General features: G+C 41.3%; 12 protein-coding genes and 1 pseudogene. 6 read left to right on the top strand and 7 right to left on the bottom strand.

Going from position 1 to position 16,564, the window contains the following annotated elements:
- Nucleotides 1-194 precede the first annotated feature (194 nt).
- Entirely contained in the window at nucleotides 195-404 is a 210-nt protein-coding gene (locus tag RMY64_RS10480; protein ID WP_322699981.1) for a hypothetical protein, read from the top strand.
- 237 nt (nucleotides 405-641) lie between these two features.
- Nucleotides 642-2,927: an FAD/NAD(P)-binding protein gene (locus RMY64_RS10475; RefSeq protein ID WP_322699980.1), complete on the top strand. Its 2,286-nt coding sequence runs from the start codon at nucleotides 642-644 to the stop codon at nucleotides 2,925-2,927.
- On the opposite strand, the gene RMY64_RS10470 is transcribed toward RMY64_RS10475, so the two are convergent.
- The gene (locus RMY64_RS10470) at nucleotides 2,924-3,847 is read right to left on the bottom strand and encodes a GNAT family N-acetyltransferase (RefSeq protein WP_322669624.1); all 924 of its coding nucleotides are present in this window, start codon (nucleotides 3,845-3,847) and stop codon (nucleotides 2,924-2,926) included. The genes RMY64_RS10475 and RMY64_RS10470 overlap by 4 nt on opposite strands.
- Nucleotides 3,848-3,921: 74 nt before the next feature.
- On the opposite strand from RMY64_RS10470, the pseudogene tnpA reads away from it, so the two are divergent.
- Nucleotides 3,922-4,122 (top strand): annotated as a pseudogene (gene tnpA, locus RMY64_RS10465) (IS200/IS605 family transposase); the annotation flags it as partial.
- A gap of 90 nt (nucleotides 4,123-4,212) precedes the next feature.
- On the opposite strand, the gene RMY64_RS10460 reads toward tnpA, so the two are convergent.
- The 6 genes from RMY64_RS10460 to RMY64_RS10435 form a co-directional block, all read right to left on the bottom strand.
- Nucleotides 4,213-4,902: an SDR family NAD(P)-dependent oxidoreductase gene (locus RMY64_RS10460; protein ID WP_322699979.1), complete on the bottom strand. Its 690-nt coding sequence runs from the start codon at nucleotides 4,900-4,902 to the stop codon at nucleotides 4,213-4,215.
- A gap of 120 nt (nucleotides 4,903-5,022) precedes the next feature.
- Nucleotides 5,023-5,904, bottom strand: a complete 882-nt coding sequence (locus tag RMY64_RS10455) for a class I SAM-dependent methyltransferase (RefSeq protein WP_322699978.1) — start codon at nucleotides 5,902-5,904, stop codon at nucleotides 5,023-5,025.
- Nucleotides 5,905-6,016: 112 nt separating this feature from the next.
- Nucleotides 6,017-6,889, bottom strand: coding sequence for a bile acid:sodium symporter family protein (locus RMY64_RS10450; RefSeq protein WP_322691765.1), 873 nt, complete (start codon nucleotides 6,887-6,889; stop codon nucleotides 6,017-6,019).
- A 187-nt stretch (nucleotides 6,890-7,076) separates the two neighbouring features.
- Nucleotides 7,077-9,485: a sulfatase-like hydrolase/transferase gene (locus tag RMY64_RS10445; RefSeq protein WP_322699977.1), complete on the bottom strand. Its 2,409-nt coding sequence runs from the start codon at nucleotides 9,483-9,485 to the stop codon at nucleotides 7,077-7,079.
- 13 nt (nucleotides 9,486-9,498) lie between these two features.
- Nucleotides 9,499-10,581 (bottom strand): formylglycine-generating enzyme family protein, encoded by a 1,083-nt coding sequence (locus RMY64_RS10440; protein WP_322699976.1) that lies wholly within the window; start codon nucleotides 10,579-10,581, stop codon nucleotides 9,499-9,501.
- Nucleotides 10,582-11,449: 868 nt separating this feature from the next.
- Nucleotides 11,450-11,797, bottom strand: coding sequence for a hypothetical protein (locus RMY64_RS10435; RefSeq protein ID WP_322699975.1), 348 nt, complete (start codon nucleotides 11,795-11,797; stop codon nucleotides 11,450-11,452).
- Nucleotides 11,798-12,110: 313 nt separating this feature from the next.
- Between RMY64_RS10435 and RMY64_RS10430 the strand changes: the two genes are divergently transcribed.
- The 3 genes from RMY64_RS10430 to RMY64_RS10415 all read left to right on the top strand — a co-directional run bounded on the left by RMY64_RS10430 (nucleotide 12,111) and on the right by RMY64_RS10415 (nucleotide 16,451).
- Entirely contained in the window at nucleotides 12,111-12,278 is a 168-nt protein-coding gene (locus tag RMY64_RS10430) for a hypothetical protein (protein WP_322699974.1), read from the top strand.
- Between the two features lie 663 nt (nucleotides 12,279-12,941).
- A complete protein-coding gene (locus RMY64_RS36795; protein WP_416212138.1) occupies nucleotides 12,942-14,918 on the top strand; it encodes a PAS domain S-box protein in 1,977 nt (658 codons plus the stop codon).
- A gap of 18 nt (nucleotides 14,919-14,936) precedes the next feature.
- A complete protein-coding gene (locus RMY64_RS10415; RefSeq protein ID WP_322669617.1) occupies nucleotides 14,937-16,451 on the top strand; it encodes a response regulator in 1,515 nt (504 codons plus the stop codon).
- Nucleotides 16,452-16,564 lie beyond the last annotated feature (113 nt).

The raw sequence follows: 16,564 nt of genomic DNA, 5'->3' as shown, positions 1-16,564 counted from the left end.
GATGCACACTGTGTAGTCAAAAACTACAATTACCCTATCAACTAACTGTAGTTTATAGATAAAAGCAGAGTATCACAGACATTTAGATAAAATCAAGTCTTATTCCCTGTTATGCCTATTTTCTGAGCAAAACTGATGTAGGCTTTAGGATTGTAAAATTAAGAAGTCAAAGCAATCGAGGTAGTGAGGTGCTAATGACATATCCAGAACTGCGCCAAAAGATTGAACAGCAACTAACTCAACTACCACCCAATCAGCTATCCCTGGTCAGTGACTTTCTAGATTCCCTTCAAAATAGAGACAGTAGTAGCGATCGCCCACTCCGTCGGTTAGCTACGATGAAGCGAGGAAGCAAAGCCGCGGATTTGTTAAAGTTTGCAGGAACATGGCAAGGCGATGATTGAGAAGAGTGCCTTCAATCCTTTCATAACAATCTTTTGGCACAAGGGATGATTACTATGTAATCTAAACTACGATTAATTTATCAATTAAATGTAGTTAATGCCTGAAAGCATGGTAATATAAGACTTTAGACGCAATAAAGTCTTAATTCTTTTAGCTGGGTTGGAAATGCGTTTAATCCTGGTAGATAGACTTGATGAAATCGGCGTAACTATTGATTGATTCTAACTAAGATCGCCATGAACCCTAGTTTTTTAACTGCCCATACTCCAACCACGATCGCTATTGTTGGCGGAGGTTTTAGTGGTTCTCTAGTCGCTACCCACCTATTGAAAACTGCCAGTCAACCCCTCACCATTAAGCTGATTGAGCGTAGCGATCAAATTGGCAAGGGAATCGCCTACAGCACCGATACCAACTGTCATTTGCTGAATGTATCGGCAGGTAACATGAGTGCATTTGCTCACGATCCAGGGCATTTGTTACGTTGGCTTCAACACAACCGAAATGAGTTAACAGTATTTTTTTCAGAAGAAGTAAATGCCAGTACCTTCATACCTCGTAAGGTCTATGGTTTATACATTCAATCGGTTTTAGCAGAAGCAGAAGCCACAGCGCCTAGTGATGTGCGACTAGAACGCTTCACCGATGAAGTGGTAGGGGTACAGCCTGAAGAAAAAGGCGCAATGATTTCTCTGCGTAGTGGTCGCTGTTTTGCCGCAGACAGAGTTGTGTTGGCATTGGGGAACTCACCTTCTGCACCCCCCGCTATTCAAAACCCAAACAGTAATGATGATTATCTGCGGAATGCTTGGTCAGCCGATGCCTTAGCAGACCTTGATGCTGATGCACCTGTGTTGCTAATTGGTACGGGACTGACGATGGTGGACATGGTTTTATCTCTGAGCGATCGCCAACATCGGGGTAAAATTTATGCTGTGTCCCGACGAGGATTATTTCCCCTCAAACATCAAGCGGCTCAACCTTATGCCTGCTTCTTGACGCTAGAAAATTCACCAAAAAGTGTGCGCGACTGGTTACGTCGGCTGCGTGCTGAGGTGGAAGTTGCGGCTACCCAAGGCTACGACTGGCGAGCAGTAATTGATTCTCTGCGTCCCATGATTCAGAAAATCTGGCAAAAACTACCGACTGGGGAACAGCAGCGTTTTTTGCGTCATCTGACACCTTATTGGGATGTGCATCGTCACCGCATTGCCCCAAAAGTCGCGGATGTTGTAACTGAAATGCTGGATTCAGGTCAACTCACCATTTCCGCAGGGCGGATTAGGGAATATCAAGCTTTGCCGGACGGTGTAGCTGTTACCGTCTGCCAGCGCAAAACCCAAACTAATAATATCTTGCACGTCCGCCGAGTGGTGAATTGTACAGGGGTAGCAGCAGATTATCGCCGATCGCCTCATCCTTTGATTACTGATTTGCGATCGCAGAAATTAGTTCGCCCCAATACCATCGGTTTAGGATTAGATACAGATACCCACGGTGCTTTATATGCAGCAGACGGTAATGTTTCGACGCTGTTTTATACCTTGGGAACTCCGCGCAAGGGCGACTTGTGGGAAACTATCGCTGTACCAGAATTACGAGGACAGGCGCAGGAACTATCTAAGACGTTGTTGCAATCGCTACCAGTGCGTGCGCGCCCTATTCCAACGATGCCTTTGTTAAGCGATGGCAGTGCAGAGATACCGCAATCAACTTTTCTATTTCGGCAATTTTTTGACCCTGCAACTAGTAGTTATACTTACTTAATTGGCGATCGCCACACAGGAGATGCTGTTCTAGTCGATCCTGTATTAGAGCAAGTTGACCGCGATTTGGAATCATTGGATGAATTGGGATTAAAGCTACGCTACTGTCTAGAAACTCACCTCCATGCCGATCATATTACAGGGGCAGGCAAACTCAGGCAAAAAACAGGCTGTGAGGTGATCGTTCCTCAGAATACTGCTGTGACAAAAGCCGATCGCTCCCTTGTTGGTGGCGAAATTCTAGAGGTGGGATCGGTAATCATCGAAACAATTTTTACACCAGGTCACACCGCCAGTCACATAACATATTTAACGAACAAAACCCATCTGTTAACTGGTGATGCCTTATTTATTCGTGGTTGTGGACGCACAGATTTTCAGGGAGGCGATCCTGGAACTTTATATGATGTGGTGACACAACGCTTATTTACCTTGCCAGATGATACGTTGGTATATCCTGCCCATGACTATAAAGGACGCACAGTTTCCACCATTGGCGAAGAAAAGCGGCTTAATCCCAGATTTAGCGATCGCAGCCGTAGTCAATTCATTACCATCATGAATAATCTTAAATTAAGTTATCCCCAGAAGATGAATGCGGCTGTACCTGCGAATGAATACTGTGGTGATTTTATTCCTCAAGAAAGCTTAGACTCGGCTACAAGTTCGGCAACAGATGAAGAACAGAAACAAATAGAACTCACAGTTATGACTAATACAGAAATTTACAATGATTACTTTGCTATGTATATCTAGAGCAGATTAAGCTTCCCCGCACGCTTCGTGACGGGGATTTCTGAAGAGTCCACAAAAGAACTTAAATTCTGTTTAAGTCCTGTTACTTCAAAGCACAATTCATGCCAATCACCCAATGGCTGATAACCAATTTCCTGGTAAATATGATTAGATATCGGGTTTGCTAAATCTGTAGATAGGAAACAGAATCGATATCCCTGGTTCAATAAAGTCTGACTCAAAGCTGCTACGCAAGCACTAGCGTAACCCAGGCGACGATACTTAGGTGGTGTGTACACCATATTTACTCGCGCACCATTGGGCGTTAGTCCACCACGACAAGCAATTGAAACCGGGACTTTATCCTGCCAAAGATAAGCAGTACCTTCCTTCAACCGATGTTTAGCCCAGCGTTCTGCTTCTGAGTCAATCTCGCCAAGGGTTTCTAGAGAAAAAGCTTCATACCAGTTTATCAAAAGTGTGCGATCGCTTTCTGTTGCTTGTCGTAAATAACCTGTAGCTGCGGAAATATGTCGTACTTTTTCCAGTTTAAAGGTACGCAACGCTAACTTTAATTGGTAAGATTGACCAGTTAAAGAATGCCAAGCTGAAGCAAAGGCTTGGGCTTCATCTACGGGAGCATTAACTCCCGTCAGTGATGGATAGGAAACAGATAAATTTTGAGCAAGTAGCTCTACTGCTTTCAAATCTTCAATCTGTGAGAGTAATAATGGGCGGGGTGGCGTTCTAATTGCTACTGCGACAATATTATTATCTATTTCCACAGCTGCCAAGTATGGAGTTTCTTCATAGCGTTCAGGATTGTGAATCAAGCTATTGCTAATTCCCAGCAGCAGACTATGGATTGGTTCTTGATTGAGCAAATAATCTTTCACCCAGGTATAAAATTGATTAGCATCTTGAAATTCATGAATTTTCATTTTATGTCATTACATTTAATTGTTGGCAATTTGTCATTGTGAGTGCAACAACAAAATCACAAAGTTATTGAGATTGGGTAGAGCATCAGCCAGATATTGCCATAAATCAGATAGTAAAAGCCTTTAAGGGACGCTCATGTTATATGTTGCCTAAAGAGTTCCCGCAATTATTAAAATTGCCTAGCCTATGGACTAATAGTTATTTTTACTTTACTGCTGGACAGGTTTCGGCAGATGTTATCAAAAGATATATCGAAGATCCACATCACGGATAATATTTACGGCGAATAAATTCGCCTATTCGCCTTCCTCAACTGCCTTAAGTCAAGTGGCTTCCGTGCTATTCGGCGATTTTCTTGTGAAAATCAAAATTTTTCTACCCAAGGTCGCAATTCAACTTCCCAAGTCCAAGCATTGCGAGGTTGGTTCAGAATGTTCAGGTAAGTTTGAGCGATCGCATCTGGATCGAGTAAACTATCTGGCCGATCGTCTGGTTCTATCCGGGTAGCAGAACGAATTCCTCCATCAATCACAAAATGCGCTACATGGATATTCTGAGGAGCCAATTCACGGGCAATGCTTTGAGCCAAACCCCGTAAAGCAAATTTACCCATTGCAAACGGTGCAGACTGAGGATAACCCTTAACACTGGCGGAAGCACCTGTAAAAAAGATCGCTCCCCCACCCGCAGCTAACTGACGTTTTGCCGCCGCTTGTGCTACTAAAAAGCCACCATAGGCAGTAATTTCTAGTGTTTTGGCAACATCGGCTGGGTCAAGTTCCACAAATGAACCCCGAACCCGCCAGCTAGGATTATACACAACCAATGTTGGTACTCCTAGTTTTTGTTCGACATCTGTAAATAGTTGTTCAACTTCATCTAGTTGAGAAGCATCAGCAGTAAAACTGACGGCTCCAATTTCATCAGACAATGCTTTGAGCTTATCAACTTGTCTTGCTGCTAAAGCAATAGTAAAGCCTTCTTTTGCTAATAAACGGGCTAATGAGGCACTGAGTCCACTACCAGCCCCAACAATCAATGCAATATTTGTCATATCCTCAAGTTCTCCCTTGTGATTTGAACCATAATTTGACCAAACGGTCACGAAATACTTCAAAAGCAGTTAGGACATTCCCCCTTTTCGAGGGTACATACAAAAAAACCTGTAAAGACATCAAGAATTGCAAAGGGTTAAAACAAAAGTAGAGCCAATAGCCAACATTGATTTAACAACCTCTGGCTCAATCCCTAAAGGCTTTAAACAAGTAATTTGATTCATCACTTCGAGCATACTATATTCTTTAATATCAAACCCTTGTTCATAAGCGAACTGTTTCACATGGTCGATGTTTTCAAAGTGATAATTATTAATAGCTCGACCTGAGACATTACTTGCAGTTTGATTAAGTCTTTGCAACCCAGGACTAATTTGCCGTAGTTGATTCAAGCCATCAAAAGTGGTTAGGTCAGGTGTAATCCATACACCGTCGTAAACTTGCAGTATCTCACGAACATTAGCAAACACTTTTTGCTTTTCTGCTAAGGTTAGGTATGTTAACAATCCTTCGCATAAAACAACTACAGGTTGATTTTGATGTAAATAATTTACGTTCAAAGGAAACTGACTAGGTTGATTAGTAGCATCAATTGCTTCAAAATACAAATTCTGCCGTTCTCCAATCAATCGTTTTACGAATTGCTGCTTCTGACTAATCATTGTAGGTAAATCACTTTCAACAAAAGTGATATTTTGATTTTGAGACATTGCCATACCACGAGGCAATAATCCAGATGCTAACTCGATAATTTGGGTAGTTTCAAATTGCAAGTGTTGAGATATTACTTGATTAACAGCTTTGTAACGAGCCTCAACAAGAACAGACACTTCACTCGGCTGACTTAATTGTTTTTGTTGCAGTTGTTCTATGAAGCTTTCGGCATTAACTAATTGAGATAATTCCTTGCCATAAGGGATATCAGTAAACTGCCTAGTATAAGCTACCATCAAAGCTGTGGGACTAATTGCATCAAAAGAGCTTGCTTGTGATTGAACCATCTGCTACCTTACATATAGTTTTTTATCTAATCTAATATTTGTGTATCTAATACATAATACGGTAAGACTATTGACTTAGCGTATTTGCCAAGCACATTTCTTAGAGAGAGTTTCAACCCTTTACCTGCTCTATCTTTACACCCATTCCTTGGTCTAGTTCTATGAACTTTGGTCCGGCGATCAAAACTACGATCATCATTAAAATACTCGTCACCATGATGATGCTCACGACGCTGGGATCTTCAAAATTACTTGTAGCTACTAACAATGCTGCGGCAAAATTACGTTGAGCTGTTCCTACTCCTAGCACTCGTTGGGTATCGATACCAGGGCCGCCCAAAAGATAACCCACGGTGAAGGAGAAGACTATGAAAACGGCACAAACCAAGATTGCACCTGTTTGTAATAAGCTAATGATATCGTTAGTGTGAACTATCAGCCTGACTACTAGACCTAAAAGTAATCCAGCATTAGATAATTTGAACAAAATCGGCTGGATAATGGGAGCGATCGCACTCAATTTTGCTTTGATGAATAACCCAATAAACAATGGGCTAACCATCATTAACAATAAGGGTTTGGCAATGTCCCAGGAGTTAATTTGCACACCTTCCACCACTAAGGGCAGTACAATCGGCATATAAAAAATTGTGCCTAGCATTAGTAACATCATTAACCCCACCGAGAAAGCTATATTGCCTTTGACTATGTGGGCAAGTTTAGGTAGTGCTGGAGGCCCTGATGCTACTGCCATAATCAGTAAACCATCTCTTAGTGGTTCACTTAAATGTACTACTTGTAGTAACAAATATACAAAAAGCGGCACTAGTACAAAATTTGTCAGCAGCGATGAGATAACTAAGCGGAGGTTGCGGAGTGGTTCCCAAATCTGTTGTACGGTGAGACTTAACCCTGCACCCAGCATGGTGAACACGATAAATGTGAAAAGTGCGAGTTTATCGATTAGTGACAAGATTTCATTCATGATTTTTTTTCACGCAGAGTTGCGGAGGGGCAGGGGTGGTGGGGAGACAAGGGGACAAGGGGACAAGAGGACAAGGGGACAAGAGGACAAGGGGACAAGGAGACAAGGGGGATAAGGGGACAAGTCTCTCCCTTGTCTCCCCCCTCTTCCTTGTCTACCTTGTCTCTTCCCCAATACCCAATCCTTATTACTTCAATTCCAGGGTGACTTGCTGTAAGTTACCGGTGAATGCAAAGGGTGTTTGGTAAGTATCTACCGCAGGTGTGCCAGTATCTTGACCAACATCAAAGGTTTCATCTAAACCAAATCGGTAGCCTACGGTTTTATCAATGCGACCTTCGGCAACCTGTTGATCGTTTATCGAGAGCTTACCAGTACCGCCTGCTCCCGGAGCGCCACCGTCATAAGCAAAGTCAAATTTGATTTGGGATTTGCCGATCGCAATTGGTTGAGAAGATTGAATGATTGTGCGATCGCTATTTAACAAGTTGTAAGCAAAGGTGGGTTTACCTTCTTCCAAGAAGAAACTCCAACCCGCAAAACGTCCGCCTTGGGTAACTAAAACGCCTTCAGTACCATCTTTGGCAGCATCTACATCGGCGGTGATGCTAAAGGAGCGATTCTTAATATTGGGAGCGCTGCCTTCGGGAATCCCTGCAACAGATGTGTAATAAGTAAAGCTATTGCGTCCTGTGATTAGGTTGGAACGGATTTTGACATCAAACCGTTGAAGTAAGCGATCGTCCAAGGGCAGAACTTTGTATTTCTTTGCTTCCTTCAAAAATAAATCTTGTAGTTGCGCTAACTTGTCAGGGTTCTGCTTGGCTAAATCGTTGGCTTCACTGAAGTCTTTGGTAATATCGTATAGTTCCCAATTATCTTCATCGAAGGTGGTTTTGGAGACACGCTCCCAAGGTAAGCGTCCATGACGGGCGGCTGCTACCCAACCTCGATCGTAAATGCCACGATTGCCAAACATCTCAAAATACTGGGTTTTGTGATGGGATGGTACAGCAGGATTATCAAAGCTATAAACAAGGCTAGTACCTTCGATGGGTTGTTGTTTTACACCGTTGACTACCTCTGGTTCTTCAATCCCCACAGCCTCCAGAATTGTGGGAGCAATATCAATTACATGATGGAATTGGCTTCGCAGTCCACCACGATTTTTGATGCGTTCGCCCCAAGCCACAACTAAACCATTACGGGTTCCGCCGAAGTGAGAAGCAATTTGTTTTGTCCATTGGAAGGGGCTATCCACTGCCCAAGCCCAAGCTGCATGAAAATGATTGAAGGTTTTTGGCCCACCTAAATCATCAAAAGCCGCGAGAACTTCTTGAGGACTTTCTGCTACGCCATTAAAGACTTTTAATTCATTAACACTACCTGTTAAGCCGCCTTCAGCACTCGCACCATTATCGCCGGCGATGAAAAAGACTAAGGTGTTATCCAATTCACCCAGTTGATCGATCGCATCAATAACTCTACCAATTTGTGCATCAGTATGGCTGAGGAAACCTGCAAATACTTCCGCCTGACGCGCATAAACTTTCTGCTCGGTGGGAGTGAGAGAATCCCAAGCTGGAAGTTCCGCCGGGCGAGGAGTCAGCTTAGTATCGGTGGGAATTACACCCAAGGCTAACTGACGAGCAAAGATGTCTTCGCGTAATTTATCCCAACCTCGATCAAATTTACCCTTATACTTGTCGATCCATTCCTTGGGCGCATGGTGTGGGGCATGGGTAGCGCCAGTGGCAAAGTAGGTAAAGAAGGGTTTATCAGGAGCGATCGCTTGCTGGGTACGAATCCACTTAATTGCATGATCTGCTAGATCGGGGGTGAGGTGATAATCAGGGCGATCGCTTGGTTTCTGAATATGTTGGGTATTTTCCACCAAGGCTGGACTCCATTGATTGGTATCACCGCCCAGAAATCCATAGAAGTACTCAAAACCTAAACCTGTCGGCCAGCGATCGAATGGGCCTGCCGCACTGGTTTCATAGTCTGGGGTATTGTGCCATTTGCCAAAAGCTGCGGTGTTATATCCATAATTTCGCAATACTTCAGCGATCGTTGCTGCACTTCTAGGTAAAATCGCAGTATAACCTGGATAGCCTGTGGCTAACTCCTCAACCACACCTGTATTCACAGAATGATGGTTGCGTCCCGTGAGCAATGCGGCTCTAGTAGGAGAGCAGAGTGCTGTAGTGTGGAATTGGTTATAACGCAATCCCCTTGCTGCTAGACGGTCTAAATTAGGCGTATCAATCGGGCCGCCAAAGGTGCTGGTTTGTCCAAAACCGACATCATCAAGCAACACCAGCAAAACGTTTGGTGCATTTTCTGGAGCCTTAATTGGTTTGGGGAAGTCTGGTTCGGATTCTTTATAAGTAATCCCAATTTTGCCTTGAAAAGATGGTTGGGGTAATGGCAATTTGTCGCCATAGTCCGCCCAAGCAGGTAGAGGTAAGAGACTAGAAAATATTAGCGTCAGGGCTGTCAAAAATGCGATTCTCCTTCGGAGACGCTGCGCGAACGCACCAGAAGTTAACTTCACAGATGGATACAAAGAATCTCTCTTGTGAGGATCAGTCATACAATTTTGGATTTTAGATTTGGAATTTTGGATTTATGGATAGTGTGCTGTCAGGCAAATTTTTAACTAGCCGAAACCCGATATGAGTAGTTCCCGTATCGGGTGATTCTGACTCCCGCGCCGCCGGACGAAAGCGGCTACAGTAATTAGGAGCGCAGAGATACGATCCCCCCTTGATTACGTGCAACTCTGATTCATTGGGCTTTTTGGGATCAAAGCTTTGATTTAAGGCAATAGGATTAATTCGATCGGATTTGCGATCGCGTCCAACTTGAAAGAAATCAGTAGTCCATTCCCACACATTGCCGGTCATGTCATAGAGTCCATAACCATTAGGTGCAAAAGAACCGACGGGAGCAATGCCCAAGTGACCATCGGCTTTGGTATTGAAAAAGGGAAAAATTCCTTGCCAAGTGTTGGCTCTATGTTCAGAATATTCATTGCCCCAAGCATAAATTGCACCATCTAAGCCACCACGGGCGGCATATTCCCATTGCGCTTCGGTGGGTAAGGATTTTCCTGACCATTTGGCGTAGGCTAGGGCATCTTCGTAAGCTATGTGAACAACTGGATAGTTGGATTTGCTAGCGATCGCACTGTCTGGGCCAAAGGGGTGTTGCCAATTCGCGCCAGTAGTCCAATGCCACCAACTCAGAAAGGAAACTTGCTTGACACCCGGTTTTGCCATCTTAAACACTAAAGAACCCGGTAATCGCTGCTCATCGGGTAAATCGGGAAACTGTTCTTGAGATAAGGGACGCTCTGCAACTGTCACATATCCTGTAAATTTGACAAATTCACCAAATTGTGCATTTGTTACCTCATATTTATCAATACAGAAGTTAGTCACCATTACATCTCCAGGCGATCGCTCTTCCATAAAATTGGAACTATCAGACCCCATTTTGAATGTTCCTCGTGAAATCATCGCCATACCTTCGGGACAGGGATTGACTGTGGCTGCCAATGCGGTTGTATTGATGAATAAAAGTGCGATCGCTATTCCCGAAATGAATATTAGTGTGAGAAAGTAATGTTTTTTCCCATCTCTAATATTCTCAATTTTGCTAGTTCTAATTGAATGCCTGTAGTTCATCAATAAGATTCAACTTTGCTTCAAACTTATATCATTTTGGTTTTAGATGAAAAATTCCCTTTTCATCGTAGTTATCAGTAATTTATTTTTCGCATTACATTATTTATTGTGGAAAAATCTATATTTTAATCAATAAATTTTAAGAAGATTTTCAATGTTTGATACTGTGCAGAAAATGTTAACTCTAAACTTAGGCTAATTTACAACAAAGATATTCATTTTTGCTAAAATACTAAAAACCGATTAAGTTACCGATGTTTTATCCAATATTGATAAATTACATCTTGTGAAAAGATAAGTCAAGCACTATATATATTTAGCGACGAAAAAGCTTAACACTACCTCAGTCAGATATTGGTGTAGCCCCAAAACCAGTTTTGATACTCTTCTTAAACCCAGTTTTTTCGTAAAACTGGAGTACTTCCTTGGTTTGCCTTCCACTTAGGAGCATTACTTTGTAACAATTATGACTCCATGCAGATTGTAACGCAATGTGAGTTCGACAAGCCCTTTTTTGACCTCTCCCCCAACTCCTCTCCGACACGGAGAGGGGAGCCAAAACTGTAGAGGGACAAATTATTTGACCAAAACAACAGATTTTTTGTCAACAATCCAAATTCTTCTATATTGCTTGTTCAAGCAACTTCTATAGCTTCATATCAGAAAGGCTAAAAATCAGATTCCTTTAGAGGAAGCTTACAAGCTTGAAGAACTTGACAAATTATTTATCGCTGTGGTCAAATAATTTGTCGCAGTAAAGCGAAACGCGAAAAATACAGTACGCGCTCCTTGAGCGCTATGTCCTGCAAGGTAAAATCAGTGTTAAGTACAAGAAAGATGCTATAAAAAAAGATGCATTACGAAAACACTATCTTTTTATAGGGGATGGTGCTAATAATCCTGATAAAGCACCCAAAGAACCAGTTCCAAGAGCGGTTAGAAGTTCAGGAATTTGTTTGTTGCCGTTTGCTTGTAGAGCAATTGCACCTATAAGGCAAATTAATACTGTAGAGGTCAGTGTACCAACAATCATGCGGTAAATCCAGGGGTCTGTTTGTATATAGTTTTGTGGCAGATTAAAAGTATTATTTACTGCCTCAGCGTTTTGTTGTACACCTTGCTGACCTTTTGAATCATTGAGAGTTGATGGTTGTTTACTTTCCTCAACTAAAGACTGTGTTTCGACTAAAGAGTTTTTTGCATTCTCTGTACTCATAGTTAGTGCATCCTTTTTATTTAATAAAAATAAGCGTTGGAAGTTTTCTATAATTGTTAATCACATTACGATTCCTCTTTTTCGGAAAAGTAGAAACAATCAGCAAAGTTTTTTTTGCAGTCAAGTGAGATCGCCCCTCTGTCCCTTGTGCCTCGATCGTTGGAGTGGGCTTAATTTTGGGTTTAAACAGGCTCTAGTAGGTTAGCTGTGGATTTATTGGCATCGCTGTAGGGGGTTGCAGGGTGTGTAGTAGGAGCGATCGCGCCCAATACCCAATGTCTCACTCCAAGATAAGTAATAAGCCATCTGAGTAATGGTAGTAGTCGGTTTTATCGATACAGTGGTCGAAAGTATGATTTCAGTTAACCACCGCCAGTCAATCGCACACCTGCTATCATTGTTAACCCAGATTTACACTTGCCCAGATACCCTTACCATTAGCAATGCCGATAGTTTTGCTGATGTATGGGCTTCTTCATGATGAAAGAGAATCTAGCCATCAACGTTTTCTAAAGTGGGTTTATATTTTTGTAGCTAAAACAACACTAATTTCCTGGTTTTTTACTTACAACACGGAGTTTGTGGTTTGCTACCTGCGCCTCATCTAATGCCAGTTGCTCTGTCTTCAAACCTTGAGAGTGAGCTTTTCCACTTGTTCTGTGCGGTATTAAGGATAAATCTTTAACCGGACACTAGATGATAAATTAATAGTGCTGACCTACTCAAACTGATTTGAGTTAATCCGCAAATACACGTATGCAGCTAGATGAATATTAGATTAGTAGATAACCGAAATATTACTGTAATTTTTGAAGGTTTTTATATATGTAAATGGTTGATTTCAGAGGATATACGGTAACGATAACCAAAGCGATCGCGGTACTTTAATTTTAATAAATCTTATATTATTCAAATTAAAAAACTCAGAAAAGATGACGAAAACAGAATGTAGAAGCTTAAGCTAATAATCAATTCTAGTCTAAAACTAGTACGGTAAAACTCTGACAAACGCCAAACGTAGTTCTCCTTGAGAATATGAGACTCACTCTCTAGGTGTATACGCATCTACAAAAGGTCTGAGGCTAAAAACCTCTTCTTTCGCACTTCAGGCTTTGATGAAGACTTGTGCAATATGTAGGTTTTTATGATGGAAATTTTAAATAATTTTTTCTCTACTAGCCAGTTTATTCCCCACGGACATTGCTACCTCTGGAAACCAGGATTGGTGTGGTTGCATCTGATTTCAGATGTGTTAACTGGACTTGCTTATTATTCAATTCCAGTGATGCTGGTTTATTTTGTCCGTAAACGGCGAGATATGCCTTTCGGCTGGATATTCCTAATGTTTAGCACATTCATCGTTGCTTGTGGCACAACTCATTTAATGGATGTATGGACGCTTTGGTATCCTACCTATTGGCTATCAGGGTTAGTCAAAGCTATCACCGCTTTTGTTTCCGTATTAACGGCTCTAGAGCTTGTGCCATTAATGCCACAGGTGCTAGCTCTACCGAGTCCTGCTCAACTAGAGGCTGCAAACTACCAACTAGCAAAAGAAATTGCTGAACGCATACGGACTGAAGAAGTGTTGAGAGAAAGCGAACAACGCTGGCAATTAGCTTTGCGAGGCAATAATGATGGAATTTGGGACTGGAATGTTAAAACCAATGAAGTTTTCTTCTCGGCTCGCTGGAAAGAAATGCTCGGTTACGAAAACCACGAAATTTCTAACCATTTAGATGAATGCGTGACACGAGTGCATCCGAACGATATTGAGCGGGTGAAACAAGCAGTTCAAGATCACTTTGCTCAGAAAACACCGTTTTACATTACCGAACATCGAGCTTTATGTAAAGACGGCACCTATAAATGGATTTTAGATCGAGGGCAAGCACTGTGGGATGAAAATGGTAATGTAGTACGAATGGCAGGCTCACATACTGACATTACCGATCGCAAGCAAGCAGAGGAGACACTAAATAGCCTACTTAACCAATTAGAAAGCAAGGTTGAGGAAAGGACAGCAGAGTTAACAAAAATCAACGAATCGCTACAGACAGAAATTACTGAACGCCAGCGAATAGAAGAAGCATTGCGAGAGAGCGAACAGCGATTTCGGGCTGCATTCCATCAAGCTGCTGTTGGCATTGCCCATGTCGCAATCGATGGAAGCTGGTTGTTAGTTAATCAGAAGCTTTGCGATATTCTCGGTTACACACTCGAAGAACTACAGTTGTTAACTTTCCAAGATATTACTCACCCGGACGACCTTAACACTAACCTGAAATATGTTGAGCAGATTTTAGCAGATAATATTCAAACTTACTCGATGGAAAAGCGCTATTTTCGCAAAGATAATTCCTTAGTTTGGGTTAATCTCACTGTGTCTTTAATGCGCGAATCTAGTGGGGAGCCAAAATATTTTATTTCTGTGGTCGAAGACATTAACGAACGGAAAGCCGCGCAGCGCGAACGCAAGCAGTGGGAGGAGCAAATTCAAGCATCACTATTAGAAAAAGAGGTGTTATTAAAAGAAATTTATCATCGGGTCAAAAACAATTTACAGGTTATTTCCAGTCTGCTAAACCTGCAATCTGCCTATATCAAAGACAAAGAAGATTTAGTAATATTTCAAAAAAGCCAGCAACGGATTGCATCAATGGCTCTGGTTCACGAAAAATTGTATCAATCTCAAGACTTAGCAAGGATTAATTTTGGTGAATATATTCGAGATTTGGTAACAAGTTTATTTACTGCTTATGAAGTCAATGAAGATGCGATCGCTTTGACAATAAATACGGAAGATTGTATTTTTCTCGGTTTAGATACAGCAATTCCTTGTAGCTTAATTATCCATGAACTTGTATCTAATTCTTTAAAATATGCATTTACCAAAGGTAGTGATGGTGCAATTAATATTGAAATAAAGAAAATAATTAATAATAATTTAATGCTAATAGTTCGTGATGACGGGATTGGCTTACCACCAAACTTTGATTTTAAAAAACTTGCATCATTAGGATGGGAGTTGGTGGATGCTTTAACCCATCAGTTAGCAGGAAATATAAATATTACAGGCTCTACTGGAGTAGAGTGCCAGTTGACATTTCCTTTAATATAAATAGACAATCAATAAAAGATGACAAGCGCAAAAATTTTAGTTGTGGAAGACGAAGCTATTGTTGCTAAAGACTTACAATATCGGCTTAATAAATTTGGTTATATAGTGCCTGCTATTGCTTCTTCAGGAGAAGAAGCGATTAATATAGCAAGAGAAATATCTCCAGATTTAGTTCTGATGGATATCAAGCTTAAAGGCTCAATGGACGGGATAGAAGCTGCTGAAGAAATCTATAAGCGTTTGGATATCCCAGTAATTTATTTGACTGCTTATGCAGATGAAAACACATTAGAACGAGCTAAGATAACTGAGCCGTTTGCTTACCTGCTGAAACCTTTTAAAGAAAGAGAACTACAAACAAATATTGAAATAACTTTGACTAAGCATGGTTTAGAAAGGCAATTAAAAGCTAATAAAAAATGGCTGGATGCACTTTTAAAAAGTATCAGCGATGGTGTAATTGCTAGCGATTTACAAGATGTAATCACTTTTATGAATCCGGTTGCGGAAAATCTGACTGGATGGAAACAAGAAGAAGCGTGTGGTAGAAATTCCTCAGAGATATTTAATATTGCTAATGGCGAAACTCATAACTCTATTGAAAGTCCGACTATAAAAGTTCTTCAAGATGGTATTATAGTTCATCTCCCCGCAGAAACAATTCTGATTAATAAAGATGGTGCAGAAATACCAATTGATGACAGCGCTGCACCAATTAAAGATGACAAAGATAATATTACAGGCGCTGTATTAGTGTTTCGAGATATTACTGAGCGCAAACGAGCGATTGAGGCGCGTCAAAAGCAAATTGAGCAAGAAAAACTTGTGGTGCAATGGAAGGAGATAAATCAACTAAAAAATGACTTTTTGAATTTAGTTTCTCACGAACTGCGATCGCCTCTGAGTAATATCAAGATGATGATTCAAATGATACAACTATCTAATAATACTGAGGATGCTCAACGCTATCTAAAATTAATGGAAAGCGAGTGTGATCGCGAACTAGAATTAGTTAACGATCTACTAGACTTACAACGGCTAGAAAGCTCATCCTATCCAGTTATTACACCTGATGCGTTGCTCTTACAACAGTGGTTACTTTGGATTATCGAGCCGTTTCAAATTCGTGTTCAACAACATCAGCAAACTCTACAGCCGAATCTCCCTGCAAATCTCCCGCCGCTATTCTCAGATAGCATTAGCTTAGAACGCATTATAGTAGAATTGCTCAATAATGCCTGTAAATACACACCTGCCGGTGGTGAAATTGTCTTAAGTGTAAGTCACAATTCCTCGGAAACACCTGCAAAAACAATTATTACTGTTAGTAATTCAGTAGAAATTCCGGTAATAGAGTTACCACGAATATTTGATAAATTTTACCGTCTACCCAATGCAGATATCTGGAATCAAGGTGGTTCGGGTTTAGGTTTATCTATAGTCCAGAAATTAGTGGAACAATTGCAAGGAAACATTCAAGTAGAAAGTGGCAATGGATGGACTACATTCACTCTTACATTAATTGATTTATAGTACTCAATAATCCAGAAATTGCTATAGCAATCCTAAATGAGATTGCGAAAATTTTTGTTATGCTTGTCCTTAGTCATTTGTCATTACAAAGGACAAATGACCAAGGACAAATG

The organism is Nostoc sp. DedQUE08 (assembly GCF_034530895.1).
Lineage (GTDB): Bacteria > Cyanobacteriota > Cyanobacteriia > Cyanobacteriales > Nostocaceae > Nostoc.
This window is presented reverse-complemented; position numbering and strand designations above follow the sequence as displayed.

Coding starts and splice junctions, on each gene's coding strand:
- RMY64_RS10415 (WP_322669617.1), top strand. CDS start 14,937: ATGACAAGCGCAAAAATTTTAGTTGTGGAAGACGAAGCTATTGTTGCT.
- RMY64_RS10470 (WP_322669624.1), bottom strand. CDS start 3,847: ATGAAAATTCATGAATTTCAAGATGCTAATCAATTTTATACCTGGGTG.
- RMY64_RS10430 (WP_322699974.1), top strand. CDS start 12,111: ATGGTAGTAGTCGGTTTTATCGATACAGTGGTCGAAAGTATGATTTCA.
- RMY64_RS10480 (WP_322699981.1), top strand. CDS start 195: ATGACATATCCAGAACTGCGCCAAAAGATTGAACAGCAACTAACTCAA.
- RMY64_RS10455 (WP_322699978.1), bottom strand. CDS start 5,904: ATGGTTCAATCACAAGCAAGCTCTTTTGATGCAATTAGTCCCACAGCT.
- RMY64_RS10460 (WP_322699979.1), bottom strand. CDS start 4,902: ATGACAAATATTGCATTGATTGTTGGGGCTGGTAGTGGACTCAGTGCC.
- RMY64_RS36795 (WP_416212138.1), top strand. CDS start 12,942: ATGATGGAAATTTTAAATAATTTTTTCTCTACTAGCCAGTTTATTCCC.
- RMY64_RS10475 (WP_322699980.1), top strand. CDS start 642: ATGAACCCTAGTTTTTTAACTGCCCATACTCCAACCACGATCGCTATT.
- RMY64_RS10450 (WP_322691765.1), bottom strand. CDS start 6,889: ATGAATGAAATCTTGTCACTAATCGATAAACTCGCACTTTTCACATTT.
- RMY64_RS10440 (WP_322699976.1), bottom strand. CDS start 10,581: ATGAACTACAGGCATTCAATTAGAACTAGCAAAATTGAGAATATTAGA.
- RMY64_RS10445 (WP_322699977.1), bottom strand. CDS start 9,485: ATGACTGATCCTCACAAGAGAGATTCTTTGTATCCATCTGTGAAGTTA.
- RMY64_RS10435 (WP_322699975.1), bottom strand. CDS start 11,797: ATGAGTACAGAGAATGCAAAAAACTCTTTAGTCGAAACACAGTCTTTA.